14 protein-coding genes are annotated in these 21,437 nt (G+C 42.0%); 6 read left to right on the forward strand and 8 right to left on the reverse strand.

The window, feature by feature from the left end; genetic code table 11:
• Positions 1-15: 15 nt before the first annotated feature.
• The 4 genes from EPB74_RS03990 to EPB74_RS04005 form a co-directional block, all read right to left on the reverse strand.
• Positions 16-1,005: a pirin family protein gene (locus EPB74_RS03990; protein WP_274902904.1), complete on the reverse strand. Its 990-nt coding sequence runs from the start codon at positions 1,003-1,005 to the stop codon at positions 16-18.
• A 234-nt stretch (positions 1,006-1,239) separates the two neighbouring features.
• Positions 1,240-2,541 (reverse strand): NAD(P)/FAD-dependent oxidoreductase, encoded by a 1,302-nt coding sequence (locus EPB74_RS03995; protein WP_274902905.1) that lies wholly within the window; start codon positions 2,539-2,541, stop codon positions 1,240-1,242.
• A 300-nt stretch (positions 2,542-2,841) separates the two neighbouring features.
• Positions 2,842-2,997 carry a hypothetical protein gene (locus EPB74_RS04000; RefSeq protein ID WP_274902906.1) on the reverse strand — a complete coding sequence of 52 codons (156 nt, stop codon included), beginning with the start codon at positions 2,995-2,997 and terminating at the stop codon, positions 2,842-2,844.
• Positions 2,998-3,170: 173 nt separating this feature from the next.
• Positions 3,171-3,407 (reverse strand): hypothetical protein, encoded by a 237-nt coding sequence (locus EPB74_RS04005; protein WP_274902907.1) that lies wholly within the window; start codon positions 3,405-3,407, stop codon positions 3,171-3,173.
• Between the two features lie 417 nt (positions 3,408-3,824).
• Here EPB74_RS04005 and acs point away from each other — a divergent pair, with 417 nt between their 5' ends.
• The 4 genes from acs (at position 3,825) to EPB74_RS04025 (ending at position 9,602) form a co-directional block, all read left to right on the forward strand.
• Positions 3,825-5,786 carry an acetate--CoA ligase gene (gene acs / locus EPB74_RS04010; RefSeq protein ID WP_089554788.1) on the forward strand — a complete coding sequence of 654 codons (1,962 nt, stop codon included), beginning with the start codon at positions 3,825-3,827 and terminating at the stop codon, positions 5,784-5,786.
• 381 nt (positions 5,787-6,167) lie between these two features.
• Entirely contained in the window at positions 6,168-7,382 is a 1,215-nt protein-coding gene (locus EPB74_RS04015; protein ID WP_274902908.1) for an NAD(P)/FAD-dependent oxidoreductase, read from the forward strand.
• A 494-nt stretch (positions 7,383-7,876) separates the two neighbouring features.
• Positions 7,877-8,542 (forward strand): CDP-diacylglycerol--glycerol-3-phosphate 3-phosphatidyltransferase, encoded by a 666-nt coding sequence (gene pgsA / locus EPB74_RS04020; RefSeq protein ID WP_274902910.1) that lies wholly within the window; start codon positions 7,877-7,879, stop codon positions 8,540-8,542.
• A gap of 256 nt (positions 8,543-8,798) precedes the next feature.
• Positions 8,799-9,602 carry a hypothetical protein gene (locus EPB74_RS04025; RefSeq protein ID WP_446740015.1) on the forward strand — a complete coding sequence of 268 codons (804 nt, stop codon included), beginning with the start codon at positions 8,799-8,801 and terminating at the stop codon, positions 9,600-9,602.
• Positions 9,603-9,759: 157 nt separating this feature from the next.
• Here the strand turns inward: EPB74_RS04025 and EPB74_RS04030 are convergent, their stop codons facing one another.
• Positions 9,760-10,254: a pyridoxamine 5'-phosphate oxidase family protein gene (locus tag EPB74_RS04030; protein WP_274902911.1), complete on the reverse strand. Its 495-nt coding sequence runs from the start codon at positions 10,252-10,254 to the stop codon at positions 9,760-9,762.
• Positions 10,255-10,590: 336 nt separating this feature from the next.
• Positions 10,591-11,085: a pyridoxamine 5'-phosphate oxidase family protein gene (locus EPB74_RS04035; protein WP_274902912.1), complete on the reverse strand. Its 495-nt coding sequence runs from the start codon at positions 11,083-11,085 to the stop codon at positions 10,591-10,593.
• A 452-nt stretch (positions 11,086-11,537) separates the two neighbouring features.
• On the opposite strand from EPB74_RS04035, the gene purL reads away from it, so the two are divergent.
• Positions 11,538-15,551 carry a phosphoribosylformylglycinamidine synthase gene (gene purL, locus EPB74_RS04040; RefSeq protein WP_274902913.1) on the forward strand — a complete coding sequence of 1,338 codons (4,014 nt, stop codon included), beginning with the start codon at positions 11,538-11,540 and terminating at the stop codon, positions 15,549-15,551.
• A 341-nt stretch (positions 15,552-15,892) separates the two neighbouring features.
• A complete protein-coding gene (locus tag EPB74_RS04045; RefSeq protein ID WP_274902915.1) occupies positions 15,893-18,628 on the forward strand; it encodes an SMEK domain-containing protein in 2,736 nt (911 codons plus the stop codon).
• A gap of 387 nt (positions 18,629-19,015) precedes the next feature.
• On the opposite strand, the gene tdh is transcribed toward EPB74_RS04045, so the two are convergent.
• Both tdh and kbl read right to left on the reverse strand, forming a co-directional pair.
• Positions 19,016-20,041 carry an L-threonine 3-dehydrogenase gene (gene tdh, locus EPB74_RS04050; protein WP_274902916.1) on the reverse strand — a complete coding sequence of 342 codons (1,026 nt, stop codon included), beginning with the start codon at positions 20,039-20,041 and terminating at the stop codon, positions 19,016-19,018.
• 82 nt (positions 20,042-20,123) lie between these two features.
• Positions 20,124-21,314 carry a glycine C-acetyltransferase gene (kbl, locus tag EPB74_RS04055; protein ID WP_274902917.1) on the reverse strand — a complete coding sequence of 397 codons (1,191 nt, stop codon included), beginning with the start codon at positions 21,312-21,314 and terminating at the stop codon, positions 20,124-20,126.
• Positions 21,315-21,437 lie beyond the last annotated feature (123 nt).

Consider the following 21,437-nt stretch of genomic DNA (forward strand, 5'->3'; position numbering starts at 1 on the left):
AACTATTTGCTTTAGCTATTTACCAAATTGACCCGTTTGATAATCACGAAACGTTTGTTTTAGCTCAGCTTGTGTATTCATCACAAACGGTCCGTAGCCTGCAATCGGTTCACCGATAGGCTCGCCACTTAATAGCAATAGTTTGACGGGTGCGAGCGTTTCCCCTGCAGTTGCGGTAGTAGGGAAGTTTAGCTCAATAGTATCACTAGATTGTTTAGATGCCTGCTCAATTTGAGAATCTACACCAGTTTGAGCAGGCGCTTCAAACTGAATCAGGCTACCAGCTGCCACAGGTGTATTGTTAATAAGTAGCTCGCCTTCTTGCACCAATAACATGACATTGTGTGTGCTCGGTACTTGCAACGTCGTTGACCCTGCGCTATGCAAGGCAATATCCCACATATTAATAGCGGTAAAAGTACTTGCCGCGCCGGATGTGTCTTGCGATTGACTAGCACTTTGCCACTGACCTGCGATTATGGCAGCTGTACCAACGATATTGCCATTTTTATTATCTTTAAGCTCAACCACAGGCAAGTCAGCGCGTTTAAGGGCTTGATATTTAGGAGCAGTCAGCTTGTGCGAGCTTGGCAGATTGACCCACAATTGCACCATACTAAAAAGCCCGCCGCGTTGACTAAATGCTGGCGAGTGGAATTCTTCGTGCATAATGCCGCGCCCAGCAGTCATCCACTGCACATCACCTTCTTGAATCACACCATAACCACCGGTTGAATCGCTATGACTGATTTCCCCTGCATAGGCGATAGTGACCGTCTCAAAGCCCTTGTGCGGATGCTGTCCGACACCGTGAGGACGCGATTCATAGTTGGAATTGGGCTCAAAGCTGGTAGGTTTACCGTAATCTAATAATAAAAACGGATCGGTATGCTGGTAATTAAAGTCGGGATTATCCTCAAGGTGATTCACCAAGGTTTTTACATAAAAACCGTCACCAACCCAATGTGATTCTTTATCACTATGAATGTTTTTGATTGAACGCATGTCGCACCTCGCAAGCCTAAGCCTGTTATTTAATATCAATAATTTTTTTGATATCAATCAAATGATTATTATTAAGTAATTCTAAATTGGTTTAGATATATGTTAAGTGTATATTGTATTTATATTCACAATTATCAAGTGTTGAATCAGTAATATATTCGGTTCAAAATAGAAGCTGGTTTGATAGAACTGAGTCAACAAAGTCAGTTCAAACTTTATAAATATAATTTAATACTAAATAACCTCACCGCAGACAAAGCCACTGGCCCACGCCCATTGAAAGTTATAGCCGCCAAGCCAACCTGTAACATCCAGTACTTCACCGATAAAATATAAGCCATCTTGATAATTACTCTGCATGGTTTTTGACGATACTTCATCGGTTTTTATCCCGCCACGCGTGACTTCAGCAGTACGATAACCTTCGGTACCAGAAGGCTTAAGCTGCCAGCCGTTGAGCGTTGCGCCAAGTTCTATCAAGCGCTCATCTTTAATGTTAGCAAGTTCAGTATCTTTGATATCTTCCCATAGATGCGTTTGTAGCGCTGCCAATAGCTTTTTAGGCAATGCGCTATCCGTATAATCCGCCAAAACCGTACGGATAAGTTGTCTAGGATGTGATTTTTTATGCGCAAGAAAAAGCGCGGTCATATCCGTGTTTGGTAGTAGATTAATACTAATGGTTTCACCAGTATGCCAATAGTTTGATAGCTGTAGCATCGCAGGACCAGAGAGTCCGCGATGGGTAAATAATAGCGGCAATTTAAATGATATGCGCTCATTACTAGCAATCACCGGCAGGCTAATACCGGCAAGCGTGCGAATCAGCTCGCCTGTTTTATCGGTAAAGGTAAAAGGTACTAGGCTGGCGTCGGTCACTATTAAGGTATGCCCAAACTGCTGCGCCAATTCATAACCCAAACCACTCGCGCCCATCGTTGGAATGGACAAACCACCTGTTGCCACCACCAATGACTCACAGCGATAGCCCGTTTGCGGAAGTTTGGTTTGATTTGCCGTGTCTTTTCTTTCTTGCTTTTCTTTTTTACTGAGTACTTTAGTCGTCAATAACTCAAAGCGGGTATTTTTCTCTGCTTCGAGTGCTTGCACACTTTCAATCTGAGTATTAAGCCTTACTTGTACGCCCACAGCAGCACACTCATCAAGTAGCATGGTCAAGATATCTTGCGCCGAATCGTCACAAAATAGCTGACCGTGTTCGCGCTCATGGTAGGGGATTTTATGCTGCTCAACCATGCCGATAAACTCCCAACTGGGATAACGGCTGAGCGCTGATTTACAAAAATGTAGGTTACTACCGATAAAATGCTCAGGCTCAACGAAATAATTGGTAAAGTTGCAACGTCCACCGCCTGACATAAGGATTTTTTTGCCCGCTTTATTGGCATGATCAAGTACCAATACGCGGCGACCACGGCGACCCGCTGTTAGCGCACAGTATAGCCCTGACGCACCAGCACCGATGATGATGACATCATAATGGGCGTGTTGTGGTGCATTGCGGTGATTGTCCATGATGGTTTGTTCCTGATTTAAAAAGTAAAAATGGGACTGATAGCGCATTTTTTATTTAAAAAGATATGATTTTATCGATGTGGCTTGCAGCGATTTCTTTAGGGTAGCTATTGTCCATGTTTTATATCAGGTTACAAGGATTAATTAGCACGGTAATAAATTATAAAAGAGTTTAAAAATGGGTGGTGTATCAAAAAGTATGCTGATTAAAATTTGAACAATTCTTGAAGCCTTGAAAGGCCTGTAGAATAAGAAAACTTAGCATAGGTTTCTTATTAACTTTTATCGCTAGCATACTTCTTAGAACACCACCAATATTTCTTTGGCTGGAGGATCTACTCTAACAATAATAGATTGTTCATACTCTAAAGCTTCTACTACTGGAAAAGGCAAATCTATCTTTTTATTATTTATATAAATGACCCCATCATTAATATCAAAATTTGAAAAAATCATTTCTATAACCTCTTTGTATTTCTAAATGAAGATTCAGGTAAACGCTCTAAAAGTTCGTACTGTATTGAGTTTCCTTTGCCAGAAAACTCTGGCAAAGGATTCACTGTTCCTGTCCGAATCTTCGTACTACAACCAGGAAGTTTTGATACAGTATTAATCAGTTCCCCTTTTTATCATGAACGCCAAGCGATTAGTCTATCAATAATTTCAATACATTCCTCTTGAGGTAATATGAATTCATCCATATCCATTGCTATTAAGCTGTGCAGATCACTCTGAAGTTCATAAGGTATCTCGTTAGAATAATCAAGCAAAAATTTCATAGCTTGTATTGATACCTTAGTAGGTTGGTAGTCGGCCAATATATGTCTTCTCAATTCCAACAACTCAGCTTTTATAAGTTCATTCATCTTCTCACCTTAAAATTGCCCATCGTAAATATAGTTGGTGGTGTATCAAAAAGTATGCTGATTAAAATTTTAACAATTTTTGAAGCTTTGAAAACCCTATAGAACCAGAGAACTTAGTATAGATTTCTTATTGACTTTTATCGCCAGCATACTTTTTAGAACACCACCTAAAAATGCTCTACATAGCAAATATTACACACTTATTAAGTAATCAATAAAATCAGATATGAATCATTAAGTCTACAGGCGTACAGTGAAATTGTTGTGATTAGTGGTTGATGTCTTGCAACCATTCTGCTTATTTGTCACACTATCCTTAAGTGTCAAAATTATGGAAGATGACTGTTATCACCTGTGTAAGTCTTCGCTATCTGCGATGGTTGCTACAGGTCATAATAATTAAAAAAGGATGACCCTATGACCCAAAAATCATTTCCGATTGCGGCTGAGTTTGTCGCCGCTGCCAATATCACCGCCGAGCAGTATGCTGAAGAGTATAAGCAATCCATTGCGTCACCTGAGGCGACCGATGCCTTTTGGGCAAAGCGTGCCGAGCTGATTGATTGGATAAAAAAACCCACCAAAATCAGCGACGTCAGTTATGATCTGGAAGATTTTCGCATCAAATGGTATGAAGATGGTGAGCTGAATATTTCAGTCAATTGTCTTGATCGTCACGTCAAAAATAATCCTTATAAGCCTGCCATCATTTGGGAAGGTGACCACCCTTCACTCCATAAAATCATCTCATTTAAAGAGCTGCATTCTGCGGTCTGTCGCTTAGGTAATGCGATGCGAAAGCTTGGGGTTAAAAAGGGCGACCGCGTCACCTTATATATGCCAATGGTACCAGAAGCGGTGGTAGCGATGCTGGCATGCACACGCATCGGGGCGGTGCATTCGGTGGTATTTGGCGGCTTCTCTGCTGAGAGCTTGGGTAATCGTATTATTGATAGCCAGTCCAAACTGGTCATTACCGCTGATGAAGGTATTCGCGGTAATAAGCGTACGCCACTCAAAGCCAATGTCGATCGTGCTTTAGACATGGATGGCACAGACAGCGTGACTAATGTCATTGTCGTGCACCGTACAGGCAACTCAGTACCGATGAGTGGTCGCCGTGATGTTTGGTATCATAGTTTGGTGGACGGTGAATCACAGCACTGCGAACCTGAGGTCATGAATGCCGAAGACCCGCTATTTTTATTATATACCTCCGGTTCAACGGGCAAGCCTAAAGGCGTCTTGCATACCACCGGTGGTTATATCACTTATGCACTGTCTACTTTTCGGGATGTCTTTGATATCAAAGACGATGATGTTTATTGGTGTACGGCGGATGTCGGTTGGGTGACGGGTCATACCTATGCCACTTACGCACCGCTTGCCAATGGTACCACGACGGTTATGTTTGAAGGGGTGCCAGAATATCCGACTTGGGCACGCATTGGGCATATCATTGATAAACATCAAATCACGATTTTATATACCGCACCGACTGCTATCAGAGCTATGATGAAAGAGGGTGATACCTTTGTTCGTGAGTCGGATCGCTCAAGTCTACGCTTGCTTGGTACGGTTGGAGAGCCAATCAATCCTGAAGCATGGGATTGGTATTATCATCTCGTCGGTGGTGGCAAGTGTCCAATTGTCGATACTTGGTGGCAAACTGAAACTGGCGGTATTATGCTTTCACCGATACCGGGAACGGTAGCACTTAAACCGGGCGCGGCGATGAATCCACTCTATGGCATCATACCTGAAGTCATTGATACTGACGGTACAGCACTTGAGGGTTCTGCTGAGGGTAATTTGGTTATTAATAGTAGCTGGCCCGGTCAGATGCGCACTATTTATAATGACCATAAGCGCTTCTTAAAAACCTACTTTACTGAATATCCTGGTTATTACTTTACCGGCGATGGGGTACAACGTGATGAAGATGGGCATTATTGGATCACCGGTCGTGTCGACGATGTGCTAAATGTCTCGGGGCATAGATTAGGTACGGCAGAGATTGAGAGTGCAGTGGTCGCGCATCCGGCGACTGCTGAAGCGGCGGTTGTTGGTATGCCGCATGATATTCGCGGCACCGGTCTTTGCGCCTTTATCATCCTCAAGTCTAGTGAAACAGCAACGGATTCACTCAAGGCAGAATTGAACCGCCATGTACGTTCCGAGATTGGTCCGATTGCCAATCTAGATGCCATTTATATGGTCAATGTACTACCAAAAACTCGCTCTGGTAAAATCATGCGCCGCATATTGCGTAGCCTAGCGGCAGGGCAATATGTTGGGCTTGGTGATTTATCTACCCTAGCTGATAGCTCAGTGATTAATGAGCTGGTCGAAGTGGTCAAAACCGAACGTGCAAAATAGACTTGATTATTCAATATTAATGCGCTTTAAGCATTACCCGCGTTTGAAAATGATTGTACGCTCAGGTATAAAATGATTGGAAGCTAAGGTATAAAAAGCCATGCTATTTTTATAGCATGGCTTTTTACCGATATATTACAGTCCGTCCTAAATAAAAGAAATACAAAGGTTATCAAGCACTACTGGGATTAATTTTTCTTGCTTGCTGTGCCTACGCAGACAGAGGCTGCGAATAATTAATCCCAGTAGCGCTATACTCTTTTAAAAGTGGATGAACTATATTGATAGGCTTTAAAGGTTCAATGTTTTTTAGAATAACCATGTTATTTTCATCTTACTACTTATTATTTTGCCCCATAATTTATAAGGTTCACTGTCATCATGACTGATTCTGCTGCGCATGCTACCGATAAGATACCCACGCCTACCATCGCCATTATCGGTGGTGGTTTGACCGGTTTATTTACGGCTACGTTATTGGAGCGTGCTTTTACTCATGACAATCGCAAATCGGTCGTACCAAACATTGTTATTTTTGAGAAATCTCGCAGTATCGGTCGTTTAGCAACGCGTTATCGTACGGACAGCGCTACTACTAAAAACTGGCAATGGGCATTTGGTGCGCAGTTTTTTACTGCTAAAAGTGCCGATTTCCAGCAGTTTATCAAGCCTTGGCTACAGAGTGATTTATTGCAGCCGTGGTGTGCCAATGTGGTGGATTTAACAACTTTCCATGATGCCGCACCGATTGCTGATATCCAAAAAAAAGAACAATGGCACAGCACGCAAGCGCGTTATATCAGCACACCAAAGATGACCAGTTGGGGTCGCGCCTTGGCTGATGAACTAGAGCATACGAGCATAAACTTTAAAACCCGTGTGGCGCCATTAAGTAAAGAGCACTTTGTAGAAAAAAATGATACTAATAGCAAAACAGAGTTGTTCGATGCAGATGGTAACAGTCTTGGTCACTTCGATTGGGTGGTTTGTACGACCCCAAACGGACAGGCGGTGGAATTAATGGCAAATAGTGGCTTTAGTGAGCAAGCGAAAATTAGTAAATCACAGATGCAGGCCTGCTATACCTTGATGTTAGGTTGGGATGATGGGCAGCAATTACCTGATACCTTAAGCCGTCAGACGATTCTATGGGATGTGGCCTATGTCCATGATTCGCCATTGGATCGAATATTTATCGAGCATCAGAAGCCTGCTCATGACCAGCTGCTGCCCAGTGTCACTATCCATGCGCGCAATGATTGGTCGGAGGCGCATGTCGATGACGATATTGAGGTAGTAAAAGCGCAGTTACTACAGGCAGTACAGCAAGCTTTGAGCTGGAATGATGAAAGTACGCCTAGCCAAGTTGACTGTCATCGCTGGCGTTATGCGGCAACAATTAGTCATCCAGATAACATAGCGAATAAAGCGCTGCACATCTTAGTAGATGACAAGCACCAATGGATTGTCAGTGGTGATTGGTGTGGGCAAGGTAACATCGAAAGCTGCTATCAGATGGCGGCGGAGACGGTAGCGGTAATTTGCTCTCAAACGACAGGCAAAAAAAGAGCCCACGGAGGAGGAACCGTGGACTGAGGAAAACTTATTATGCGGCTGAACTATTAATGCTGAACTATTAATAATGAATCATGCAGTAATGAATCGTGAGCCACAAATAAATTGATACATATTTATTATTGTTAATATAAAGATGATGTCAAAGGATGATATTTCAAGAAACTCTTACATCTACTTACAATATTCAGTGTACAACTGTATTGATGTTGTCAGCTCATCATAACTGAAATCTTGTGATTTACCTAAGCTGGTTTACATGTTATTACGTTTCAAGCAATGGGCTTATTAAGGCTACTGTAAAGGCTCAGTGGTATATCGATGTGTTGGTTAAGCAATTTTGATTAAACAACAGGGATTATTTAGAGTAAATAGGCAGTCAATTCAGCATAAAAGACGCTTAATTATAAGAATGTACGGCTGGTATCAACGAACATACAGAGATGGCATGACGACTTGTCTGAAAAATGCTAAGCTATCTGCCATTATTATGTCTATATTAAACTGGGTTTGCCATGACTGAGAGTAAGCATACGCAGGAGCCGCAAAATACCAAGAGTATTTTTAATTTGCCCAACAACCTGACGATTGCGCGTATCTTAATGATTCCGTTATTTGTGGCCATCGCTTATTGGCCACCTGCCATGGGAATTGGCATGCCAGCAATCTCAGATAATGTGATTGCAAAGGTGGGTATGAGTGAGTTTAGCGATAGCTTATTACGCCATTTATTATTGACTGGTGTGTTTATCCTAGCTGCAATTACCGATTGGCTCGATGGCTATTTTGCGCGTAAGCTTAATGTAGTATCAGCCTTTGGTCGCTTTTTAGATCCCGTGGCTGATAAGCTAATGGTAGCCGCCGCACTGATTATACTGGTGCAATGGCATCCTAATATCATTATGGCGATTGCGGCTATTGTGATTATCTCACGTGAAATCGCCGTCTCAGCATTGCGCGAATGGATGGCAGAGTTGGGCAAAAGCACCAGTGTTGCTGTCTCTTATGTGGGCAAGCTTAAAACCACCTTTCAGATGATAGCTATTACGGTGCTACTATTAAACTGGGAGTCACTTGAAACCGTTGGCTATGTATTGATGGTTGCCGCCGTTATTTTAACCTTATGGTCGATGATGATTTATTTAAGAGCAGCTTGGCCTTACTTAAAACAAAGTGGTTAAATATATAGCGACTAAATCTACTGCATTGATATCAAAACCGTAAAATCTAGTCCATAAAAAACGCCAGTCGCACCAGCTACTGGCGTTTTTTTATTGACTATTTTTATTGGTTAACTATATTTGATTAGAGACTGTTTGATTATTCTGTGATTATAGTTAAGCTTAAGATATACTGAAAAAAGTAAATAAAAAAAATAAGCATTGGAAATAAGCATTGGATAGGTATGACGTAAAATCATTCAAATAAGGATATGATATGGATATGACATTGCAAAAGAAACAGTCAGCCGCTGCCGTTTTATTACTGGCACTAATAACAGGTTGTTCGTCATCGCCAACCATGCAAAAAGAAACCGCAGATGTGGCACAAAGTACGCAAGAGCAGTCACAGCAAGACAATTCAATACAAGCAGAGTCGGTACAGAATGCTGCTGAATCGGAACGTTTGGGTACTCAGTGGGGTGATGATGTTGACTCAGAAGTGACCACCGTTGATCTACGTCGTGTCAGTGACGAGCCCATTGCGCAAATGCAGGTCTCTTACGCTGACAAAAATTATAAGGGGCGTGCGGTAAATAGTATGTCCTTACTGGCTGGAAAAGTTGAATTTTCAGCCGCTACGGATGGTGGACAACTACCGCTTTATCGTGATGGTAGTAACTACTATCTGCAAGGCAAAGCAGGTCAAGCCTATCGCTTGGTTTATCAAAATAATAGCGCTAACACGTATGAGATCGTCGCCAGTGTCGATGGCTTAAATGTTCTCGATGGCAGTACGGCCAGTCGTTATGATAGCGGCTATGTTTTGAATCCAAATGATGAGTTGGTCATTGAGGGCTTCCGAAAAAGTAACAGTGCGGTTGCCTCCTTTATTTTTAGCAAACCAGACAATGCTTATGCTGCTAATACTGATGCCGGTTCGATAGAGAATACGGGAATTATTGGCACTGTTATTTATGAGCTGTACGATCCTGCTAAACCTAAGTATAAGCCTCAGCCTAAATCAAAACAGCCACAAGCTTATCCAGCAGATAATGGCTATGCAAAACCGCCACAATAGCCTTGATTAATATATGATTAATACCTGATTAAATGAACAGTAAAAAACGCCAGTAAGCATATCGCTACTGGCGTTTTTTATTGTTTTATCCTGCTATAAAGTAACTCTTTTAGTAAATTATTTTCATGGCTAATAAAGATTAAACTTTAGCGAAAGACTATAGCGTTATTGAGAAATTTTCGCCCAAACTATCACCAACAGCCGTATCTGTTACCGCCGCCGCAGAAATTTTAAATACATTAGCAAATGAATTACCATTAGCCCAATACTCTGCCCCGTGCGGTACTACCTTTATCAACTGAACTTTTGGATCTTCTTTGCCATGCTCAAAGTAAGCATTATAGATAGTTGACCACAATTCATCGAGCTTCTCTTTATCGTCAACCAGTTCGGCTTTACCTGCGATAGACAGGTAGTCTTTATTATCTTGGGTTGCGTAGGCAAGGTTTACTTCAGGATGCTTTTTAATGTTTTCAACAGTCTCAGATGGTGTATGACCAATGAACCAAATCTCTTTGGCACCAATACTAGTTTCGGTGGTATTCATCGGGCAAGAATGTAGATGATCGTCGCTGGTACGAGTAGTCATCATGGTGTATTTAACATCTTTCACCAGCGCTTGAATTTTATCCATTTGTTCTTGTTTACTCATAATATTTATCCCTGTCGTTATGAATGCGTTATGAAATATTGTTATAAATATTGATTATGATGTGGCGTACTATTATTAGAGTGAGCTTATATTTATTATGCTTATATTTATAAAGACTCTCATTCTTAATAACAGTACACCATTTTCAACGGACTGATATATTCTGACTCATGCTTTATCCTATAGTGAGTTCAGTATAAAAACGATACAGCGGAACTGAAATGGATTTTTCGCAGCCTCTGTCGGCGTAGGCACAGCAAGTCAGAAAAATTTATTCCAGTTTCGCGTAAAAATATCATGTATCTGTTTTATTTAGAATTGACTATATAGATTACTTTATAAAGTCACTGAAAAAGTCTCGCCCATATTTTCAGCCGTTTTACCTTCTTGTACCGCAGCTGCCGCCATTTTAAACATATTTACGACTGAGCTGCCGCTAATCCAGCACTCTGCACCATGAGGTACGACTTTAATTAACTGCACGTTCTCATCTTCTTTACCATTAGCAAAAAAGGCGTTATAAACTGGCGACCACAATTCATCTAGTTTATCTTTGTCTGTCGATAATTCGGCATTACCACTGATAGAGACATAGTTTTTTGCATCTTGGGTAGCATAAGTCAAACCGATTCTTGCGTCGTCTTGAATATCTTTTACGACATCTGATGTTTTATCGCCGATAAACCAAATCTCTTTTACACCAAGATTGGTTTCACTGGTCGTCATTGGCCAAGCATGAATATCACCTTTTTTATTGGTGGTACTCATCATCGCAAATTTAACATCTTTGATGACATCTTGAATTTTGTCGATATGGTCTTGTTTACTCATAGTGGATATCCTTTTTCATTATAGTAGTTGAATGGCTATTCATTGAATTTTAAATTTATAGTTATTAATTTTTCAGTGTAGACGAGCAAGTGCTATTTATTAAAAGAGCAAACACCTCGCTCGTCAGTAACTGTTATCTAGAATACCGATGAGGGGTAGTCTATTTATATAGGTTGCCAGTAAGGCGATGTGAGTGTTTGTAAGGATTACAAGTTTTAGGTAAAAATTGTGACGGCAGAGATTTAAAGTTTCTGCTATGAAATTATAGTGCTTAAATAGTGCTTAAAAAGTAACGCTAGCTTCCTTTGTAGCAGCGGTTTAGTGATTGTTTGACGGCGCTTATTAGCAATTTATCTTGGTTTAGACCTGCTTATTACAGGGCTTCTTGTTATAATACGCGGACCATTTACTTTGCATGGCAGAGATGCCTTGATCTTACGGATTATGCCTTTATGATGACCATCGCCGGACAACCGTTTCTTACCGATTTTCAGACGCAGCAACTCATCAGTCAGTTTCAGCAAAAAACCGAACTAAATGTCAGCCAAATTCATACTCAGCAAGTTTATGTGCTGTCACGGGAATTAGACGGTGATGAGCATAAAAAGGCGCTAGATCTACTGGCAGTTGACAGTACGACTGTACTTGAAGCCCCACAAGACAATCAACTACAAGTCATTGTTGGTCCGCGTTTTGGTACGATTTCGCCATGGGCAAGTAAAGCGACCGATATTTTTAATAACTGTGAAATTGCGATCAATCGCGTTGAGCGCGTTATCGTTTATACCCTAACACTTGAGGGTAATGCTGCTAGTAAGCATTTGCCAAAGGTAGCCGAGCAGTTATTGTTTGACCGCATGACCCAAAGCTTGGTTTATGACTTAGCAGAAGTAAACAAGCTATTTGATGACCAGCAGCCAGCATCGCTCAATCATATTGATGTCATCGGCGAAGGGCAGTCTGCGTTAGAGTCGGCCAATACAGAATTTGGCTTTGCGCTATCGAGCGAAGATATTGATTATCTCATGAATGCCTACGTTAATGAGCTAAAGCGCAATCCGACTGACGTTGAGCTGATGATGTTCGCGCAAGCCAATTCAGAGCATTGCCGTCATAAGATATTTAATGCTGAGTGGACGGTAGATGGCGAAGTTCAGCCAAAATCATTATTTCAGATGATTAAGAATACTTATAAAGCCAATCCACAAGGCATTTTGTCTGCTTATAAAGACAATGCAGCAGTAATGGCAGGGTCTGCAGGCTGGCGTTTTTATCCCGTTCCTACTGATGCAACCGACGTAAATGCTGCCCATCCTTACGATTTTCATCAAGAAGAAATCGACATCTTAATGAAAGTCGAAACTCATAACCATCCAACCGCGATTGCCCCTTATGCTGGTGCAGCAACCGGTGCAGGCGGTGAGATTCGTGATGAAGGCGCAACGGGTCGTGGCGGTAAACCAAAAGCCGGTCTAACGGGTTTCCATGTGTCGCACTTACATATTCCAGAGCTTGCCGAGAAATGGGAGCAGTCTGGTCAATTGAGCACGCAGGATTATGGTACGCCGGATCGTATGGCAACCAGTCTTGAGATTATGACGGAAGCGCCACTAGGTAGTGCCAACTTCTCAAACGAATTTGGTCGCCCAAACCTATGCGGTTACTTCCGTAGTTTCCAGCTTGATACCTCAGCGGCAAAAGATGGCAGCCAAATGCGCGGCTATCATAAGCCGATTATGCTGGCAGGTGGTTATGGCAATATCAAACGTAACCTCATTGAAAAAAACGCCATTCAACAAGGTGATCTATTAATCGTCCTTGGTGGCCCTGCCATGCAAATCGGTTTGGGTGGCGGCGCGGCTTCTTCTGTTGATAGTGGTTCATTAGATGAAGGTTTAGACTTTGCTTCTGTTCAGCGTGATAACGCTGAGATGGAACGTCGCTGCCAAGAAGTGATGGATCGCTGCTGGGCATTAGCTGGTAATGATGTCGATGCGAGCAACAATGGTAAAGATGGCAATCCAATCGTCTCTCTCCATGACGTCGGTGCAGGTGGCTTATCAAATGCTATGCCTGAGCTGGTCAATGACCATGAAATGGGCGCGCATCTAAATTTACGCCGTATTCCGTCATTGGAAGCTGGCATGTCACCGATGGCGATTTGGTCAAACGAAGCGCAAGAGCGTTATGTGCTCGCGATTCGCCCTGAAAGCGAAGCGCAGTTTGATGCGATTTGTGCTCGTGAGCGCTGCCCGTATGCGATTTTGGGTACAGCAACGGATATTCGTCAGCTGATCGTTGATGATGAATTATTAGCGGAACAGCCAGTTGATATGCCTATGCAAGTCTTGCTTGGTGGTACGCCGCAGATGAAGCGTAGCTTTAGCCGTACAGAGACTACCTTGCCAGCATTAGAATTAGGCGAAGTCAATCTAGCCGAATCAATCAAAGACGTCTTACGTCATCCAACGGTTGCTAGCAAGTCATTCTTGATTAGCATTGGTGACCGTTCTATCACTGGTATGGTGGTCCGCGATCAGTATGTTGGTCGCTATCAAGTGCCAGTATCAGATTGCGCGATTACCGCTTCTGGCTTGATTGCGCTAGATGGTCAGCCAATGAGCGGTGAGGCGATGAGTGTTGGCGAACGCACACCTGTTGCACTTATTAGCCCAAAAGCCTCTGCGCGTTTGGCAGTTGGTGAAGCAATCACCAATATCGCTGGCGCACGTATTACTCAGCTATCAGATATTACGATGTCGGCAAACTGGATGGCAGCGTGCGGCGATGATACAGAAGATGCCGCCTTGTTTGATGCGGTATATACCGTTGGTGAAGAGTTGTGCCCAGCGCTTGGTATTGCCATTCCAGTCGGTAAAGACTCACTATCCATGCGTGCCAATTGGACAGATGACAATGCCAACAATTCTAAGCAGGGCAGCACGGATAAATCAGTGGTTTCGCCGATGAGTCTCGTGATTACTGCTTTTGCGCCTGTCGTTGACGTTGCAAAAACGCTAACGCCTGAACTCATTAATGGCGATAGCGCGTTCTACCGTATTGACTTATCCAAAGGGCAACTGCGTTTAGGTGGCTCAATCCTCGCGCAAACCTTAAGCCAATTAGGCAATGATTGCCCAGATTTAGCACAGCCAAGTGACTTGATCGATTTCTTTAACTTTATCCAAGCGGGTAACGAGCAAGAAGTTATCAGCGCTTATCACGATATCGGTGATGGTGGTTTGCTAGCGACTATCGCTGAGATGCAATTCACCAGTCGCCAAGGTGTTAAACTGTCGTTGACTGACGATAACTTATTGGGTCAATTGTTCAGTGAAGAGCTGGGCGCAGTTATTCAAGTATTGCCAGAAAATGTCGCTGCCTTGATGGAATTGGCAGAGCAGCATAACGTTAGCGATATGCTTAGCCTCGTCGGTCAAAGCTCAGAAGAAGACAGTCTGCTTATCCAAACGCCAACGCTCATGGGTGATGATACCTTACGCTTTAGCCGTACTGAGTTGCAGCAAGAATGGAGTCAGGTCAGCTATCAGATCGCTCGTCGCCGTGATAACCCTGCTTGCGTACAGCAAGAGTATGACTTGATTGCAGATACTAGCCATCAAGGTCTTATCGCTGCGCCAAACTTTGACCTCAATCAAAAGGTTGAAGAGCCATATTTAGCTAGTCGCGAAAACAAACCAAGAGTCGCTATCTTGCGTGAGCAAGGTGTCAACGGTCAGACAGAAATGGCAGCAGGCTTTACTCAAGCTGGCTTTGAAGCGGTAGACGTACACATGAGCGATTTGCTCAATGGTCGTATCAATCTACGTGACTTCGACGGTTTGGTCGCGTGTGGTGGCTTTAGTTATGGTGATGTATTGGGCGCAGGCTCTGGTTGGGCAAACTCTATCTTGTTCCATGACGAATTGCGCATGCAGTTTGTGCGCTTCTTTGCCCGTCCTGATACCTTTTCACTTGGCGTTTGTAACGGTTGTCAGATGATGGCGCAGTTAAAAGACCTCATCCCAGGTGCGGAAAACTTCCCACGCTTTATCGCCAATAAATCAGCTCGCTTTGAAGCGCGTACGGTCAACGTCAAAGTCGAGCGTACCAAGTCAATCTTATTTAAAGGTATGCAAGACAGTATTTTACCGATTGCGGTTGCTCATGGTGAAGGCTATGCGACGCTTAACGAGACAGAAATCGATGGCATGGCAAAACACGGTCAACTCGCTATGCGCTTTGTCGATAGCAAAGGTCAGCCAACTGAAACGTATCCGCTCAATCCAAACGGTTCGGTCGGTGGTATCACTGGTCTGTGTAGCACCGATGGTCGCGTTACGCTCATGATGCCGCATCCTGAGCGTACGCTACGTGCCTACAATCATAGCTGGAAACCGGCTGTCTGGGACGAAGATGGCGCTTGGATGCGCATGTTCCGTAATGCGCGTGCTTGGTTGCGTTAAGATATAGGCTAAGTTTGTTTAGATAATTGTTTTAGACAGCTGTTTTTTAAAATAAGAAGGTGGGCTTAGGCTCACCTTTTTTGTGTTTGGGGTTTGGGTTTTTGAGAAGTAGGGGAGCTACTCCCGCCTTCCGCTTATATCTGCCAGTCTGGGCGAGGCGATGGCACGAGTTGAGATGTTACTGTTGCCTCGACACCACCTCAAACTCTAGCCACCGCAACTCGCCCAAACCAGCAGGATACCGCTACAGTCGGGGCTAGCGGCGACATTGTGTTCTTGCTACTATCTATCGTAAACTAAATGAACTCATTACTAATATTAAAAATAAGAGTTACAAACCTATGAAGCGTCAAGATTATTTTAACAGTATTGAGGAGCGTTTAAATCTCCTAGTCTTACGTACTAAATCAAGAGGTAAGTTGAACTTACTAGATTTAAATATTCATGAAGAGACCTTCTTTGAAAACCTACTTAATATTATTTATAGCTTAGAGTTAAGAAATCTAAATAAAGAAGATAAGAATGCAAAAGGTGTAGATTTAATTGATAGAAAAAACAGGGTAGTATTTCAAGTTACAAGCACAGCAACTATAGCTAAAATTAATAAAAGTCTTGAAAAGCTAGGAAGTGAATATCAAGGATACACACTTAAGTTTATATTCATAGGTCACGACGTCCACAGCAAGCTTTCGAAAAAATTATATAATAAGAACTCTTACATTACGTTTGATCCAATGGACGATATTCTTGATGTAACTACTCTTCTAAATGAAATTGTTCACACTAGTGATATTCAAAAAATAGAAAAAGTATATACTTTTTGTAAGAGAGAAATTCCTTTAGATGAAATGAAGGAAATCACTCCTTCTCACGAAGTGGGTTTCCGTAACCAAATGCTTTCTAAAGCAAAATGGAATCATGAAACTACAAATGATAGTAGATATGTAAAAAGAGCAAAGCTTGTAGACTGGCTAGACAAAAATGTAAATGATACAGCTGTGAGAACTGTATCCATCAAAGGTATGGGTGGTACTGGTAAGACTTCGTTATTAGGATATTGGACGAAGATACACAATTCGAATATACAACGTCCTTTGGAAGGTGTGTTTTATTGGAGCTTCTATGTAGAGCGCGATGGCAATAAATTTATAAACTCTTTATTGGATTATTTCGAAAATAATTTTGAAGTTGATTTTGGAGATAGTAGGAAAGACTATATAGCTATAGATTTCTTTGTGCAAAGATTTCATGAGCTCCCACCTATTCTCATAATTCTTGACGGTCTTGAAGTACTTCAAGAAGGTATGAGTGAAACGAGCCATGGTGCATTTATAGATTCGGTTTTACGAGATTTTATATTACAAATAACATCTGCTCATAAACTTTGGCTATGTATTACTACTAGCAGATTTCCTTTAGTAGATATTCGAGCTAAGAAAGAGTTTAAAGAGAAACAGATTTCTGGTGTAGAGGGAGTCGAAGGAGCAGAAATACTATCTAATCATGGGATCAACGGGAATTTAGAAGATAGAAAGATGATTTCAAATTATCTTGAAGGTCATCCACTGGGTATTAAAGTATTTTCGGCTTCCTTCACATCTAATGATGATAGAAACCAACCTCTAAATCATTTTAATACACTTTTTGAAGGTTTAAAATCTGATGAAATATCAGATAAACTTGATAAGCTCCTTTGGTTTTATAAGAAAAATGCTTCTTTATTACAAATCCAAACCTTGTACGCACTTTCAATATTCAGGAAAGGCATTGCTCCAACTACATGGGTAGCTATATGTAAAGAGTTAATGACTCCTGTTGAGGTATCAGATCATGATATTAAGAAATCTATAGGTAATCTAACGCAAATTGGATTAGTTTTAAAAGATACTATCGACTCAAAAGACATGTACTCATGTCATCCTGTTATTAGAGATTTTTTCAATAGTAGCTATCTCACAGATGAGCCTGAATCTGGAAGATTAGTAGCCAATTTTCTAACTCAAAGCCCAGATTCTATTGAAATAAGTGGGGTGGCTTCAATTGAAAGGTTTATTATATCGATTGAGGTTTTGTTAAAGATAAATACTGAGCAAGATGCGATAGATATTTACCGACAGCGCTTAAAGAGGGGTGAGCTATTTATTGATCTTGGTATACCAAAAGAAGCCAAGCGCCTATATAGAATGTTTTTTGATTACTATGAGATTGAAAGAAGAAAGCGAACTACGATAGGTCGTTATATTCAAAGCGATATGGATATAATTATCGATTTTGTGAATCCATACGTTGAATACTGTATCCAACTTGGAGAGTTTTATGAAGCGAATAAAGCCATAATTTTTTCAGAAAGTTATAGACCGTCAGCGGTTTGTCTACGATGGCGTGCAACAATTAGTTTCCAGCAAGGCAATTTCAAAGATGCAATATCGTTGTGCGAACGAGCAATTGCTATGGATAATATTCAGCAAAAGAAAACAAACGGTAAGAGCGAGTCATTAATCACATCCTCATTTCTACTGTTTAAAATTCATACAGTTACTGGCGAAAATCCAAAGAAATTACAGAAAGAAATAGGTGAGCTTATTGAGTTATCTTCGATCAAAGAGTTTTCTGATTTTAAAATTAGATATCCATTAAGTAAGCTTGTATGGGCAGTTCATTCTAAAAATAAAAAGCAGATTCAACAGTATATTGATCAAGTAGAAGAGGATTTAAACTCAATCAAGGATTGGTATTTTAAATTACAGGTTCATGTTGACTTAGCTGAAGCTTATACTGTAGTTGAGCAGTACGAAAAAGCATTGGTACATGTTGAATATGTATATCAAAAATCAGTGAAAGAGAGTTATCCTTATATATTGTATTTATCATCGCTATTGAAAGCTAAGATACAACACCTTACCCAAGGGAATAGTTTTACTATTGAGTCAATATCCAACACTTTACAGCTTTCTAAAACCAATGAAATGCCATTAATTTCATTAATGGCTTTAGATCTGTTACTTGAGGTTGGAGGGTCTAACGAAGATGTTGAAGAGCAAAGAAATTATTACAGAAGCACTTTAGGACTTATTTAATTAATTTTTTATGAGAAGAGACCAGTGTCAAAATTATGCGTTTTAACAGTCATAATAAAGAAGGTTGGTTTCGATTTGTCTTTATTTTCTATGGCAATCATCCAGTTACTCACCCTCTGAACGTTCCCGAGCCTCAGCAATCAACTCATGAATCTTCGCACTTTCTCTTAGCACACAAGCATCATACGCAGAGAGCGGCTCAGGTTCCTACTCCTTTTCTTGCGCTTGTTTGGCTTTTTCTTCTAGATATTTTTGCAGATCGTCTTGCTCAGAATTACTCATCGTTCACCTCTATTCTTACCTTTTCATATCCACAAAAAACGGCACTGAAATCAGTACCGTTTTATAAGTTGTGACGATGTAAAAGCTAACCACGAATCACCAAAATCAATCCCAGCTTAAAATCACCTTACCGCATTGCCCACTTTCCATGATATCAAAGCCTTCTTGAAAGTCATCGATGTGCATGCGATGGGTAATGATTGGCGACAAATCAATACCGCTAATTAGCATTTGCTCCATCTGATACCAAGTCTCCCACATCTCACGCCCATAAATACCCTTCAGGGTTAACGCCTTAAAAATAATCTTGCTCCAATCCACCGTGGTGGTGTTGGGTAAAATGCCCAAGAGAGAAATTTTAGAGCCGTTATACATGTTACTAATCATCGAATCAAAGGCCTGAGGCGATCCTGACATCTCAAGCCCAATATCAAAGCCGTGCATTTTTAAGGTATCGATGGCGCCTTCAATGGTTTCACCTTTGGCTGGGTTTATGGTCATAGTCGCGCCCATTTTTTTGGCAAGCGCCAAGCGATAATCGCTGATATCACTGACCACAATATTACGCGCCCCTGCGAAGCGGCAAATCGCCGTTGCCATTGAACCAATCAGCCCCGCACCCGTAATCAGCACATCCTCACCAAGGACAGGAAAGGATAAGGCGGTATGAGTGGCATTGCCAAAGGGGTCCATAATGGCTGCCATCTCATCGCTGATACGCTCATCGAGTTTTATGGCATTATCGGCAGGTATCACCAAATATTCGGCAAACGCGCCATCGCGGTCAACGCCCACGCCTATAGTGTTTTCGCACACATGTAGCTTACCACGGCGGCAGTTGCGGCAATGCCCGCAAGCGATATGCCCTTCGCCCGTGACTCGGTCACCCACTTCAAAATGCTGCACTCCATCGCCCACTTCACTAATGATACCGACGTATTCATGTCCGATAATCATCGGCGTCTTTATGGTTTTTTGTGACCACTCATCCCACTTATAAATGTGCAGATCTGTACCACAAATGGCGGTTTTTTTAATTTTTATTTTAACGTCATTGATGCCGACTGTAGGTTCTGGCATGTCTTGCATCCAGATGCCTTTTTTGTCATGGGCTTTAACCAGTGCTTTCATATTTTTCTCTTATTTAGCTGTGTTGCATTTAATTGTTGAATCCAGTAGGTAACTATGTAATTACGTAACTAGCGAACTACTCTTAATCAATCACCTTCATTTGCTTGGCGACTTTAATAAAGGCGGCGATACACTGGTCTAGCTGCTCGCGAGTATGGGCGGCAGAGAGCTGGACACGAATGCGAGCCTCGTCTTTGGGTACGACAGGGTAGAAGAAGCCAATCACATAAATGCCCTCGCAAAGCAGCGCATCTGCCATTTGCTGGGAGACAGTGGCGTCATAAAGCATAACCGCACAAATTGCCGATTCGGTGGGCTTGATATCGAAGCCCGCATCTAGCATTTGCTTAACAAAATAGGCGGTATTTTCATGCAATTGGTCTTGTAGGGTATTGTCTTGCGCTAGCATCTCAAATGCTTTTACCCCAGCTGCAGCCACCATGGGAGGAATGGAGTTTGAAAACAGATACGGGCGCGAGCGTTGACGCAACATCTCAATAATTTCTTTTTTACCCGTAGTAAAGCCGCCAATAGCACCGCCAAATGCCTTGCCTAAGGTACCAGTGATAAGCTCAATATCACCACGTAGATTAAACAATTCAGTCACGCCGCCACCAGTGCGACCGACGACGCCTGCTGAATGCGACTCGTCAATCATCACCATGGCATCATATTTTTGTGCCAACGCATAAATCTCATCCATAGGCGCCACATTACCATCCATTGAAAACACACCGTCGGTTACAATTAAACGAAAACGCTGTGCTTGCGCCGCTTGTAATTGAGTCTCTAAATCTTGCATATCCGCATTGGCATAGCGATAACGCGCGGCTTTACACAGGCGCACACCATCAATGATTGAAGCATGATTTAACGAATCAGAAATAATGGCATCCTCGCCTGTCAGCAATGGCTCAAAAGCACCGCCATTGGCATCGAAACAGGCCGCATAAAGAATCGTATCTTCGGTATTAAAAAACTTAGAAATCGCCGCCTCTAATTGCTTATGCAAATCTTGCGTACCACAAATAAAACGCACCGATGACATACCATAACCTGAGTCTTCAATGGCTTGGATAGCCGCCTTTTTAATCTCAGGGTGGTCAGACAATCCAAGGTAATTATTGGCACAGAAGTTAAGCACCTCACGGCCATCGGCGATCTTGATTAGCGCATCTTGCGGGGAGGTGATAATGCGCTCGGTTTTATACAGCCCTGCCGCTCGTATATCGCTGATTTCTTGCTGTAGATGCTTCTGAAAGGCTTGATACATAAAAATTCCTTTTTTAATATTATTGGCGTCTGCATTGATAATGCAGATATTATGACTACTGATAGGACCAAACTATCAAAGCCGCGCATCATCCTAGTCTTCAGTAAAACTAACGATATGGGA

It is taken from the genome of Psychrobacter sp. DAB_AL62B (assembly GCF_028895345.1).
Taxonomy (GTDB): Bacteria; Pseudomonadota; Gammaproteobacteria; order Pseudomonadales; family Moraxellaceae; genus Psychrobacter.